We start from the raw sequence: 398 nt of genomic DNA, 5'->3' as shown, positions 1-398 counted from the left end.
AAATAAGATGAAAAAGCAACTATTAAATCGAAAAACAACAGACCATAGCTAATGCTCCATCCTAAATACTTATGCGTCATCCTTGCTAAGATGGTAGTACCCGCTGTTGTTCCGCCAACACGAATGATTAGACCAATCCCGCATCCTATAAATACTCCTCCAAAAATGGCATTTACCAGCATTTCATTCGAAGCAATATTCCAGCCTTCTGTCAGATGAAGAAAAAGCGAGTTGGTAACTACAGCAATAATCGTATAAATTGTTGTTACCTTATTCAAAAATTTGTAGCCAACTATTAACAAAATCGCATTTAAAATTAAGTTGACTAAGCCTGGTGACCATTCAAATAAATAGTAGGTAATAATCGTGATACCCGTTACCCCTCCTTCACCGAACTC

Annotated in this window: 1 protein-coding gene; it reads right to left on the bottom strand. The window is 36.9% G+C overall.

Annotated features, from left to right (window positions below):
* The coding region (locus MR109_RS29820; RefSeq protein ID WP_242274866.1) for a YitT family protein at positions 1 to 398 on the bottom strand (398 nt) is incomplete at both ends.

The sequence above is a fragment of the Bacillus cereus group sp. BfR-BA-01310 genome (assembly GCF_022664325.1).
Lineage (GTDB): Bacteria > Bacillota > Bacilli > Bacillales > Bacillaceae_G > Bacillus_A > Bacillus_A paramycoides.
Note: the sequence above shows the minus strand (reverse complement) of the source record. Positions and strands in the feature narration are given on the sequence as shown.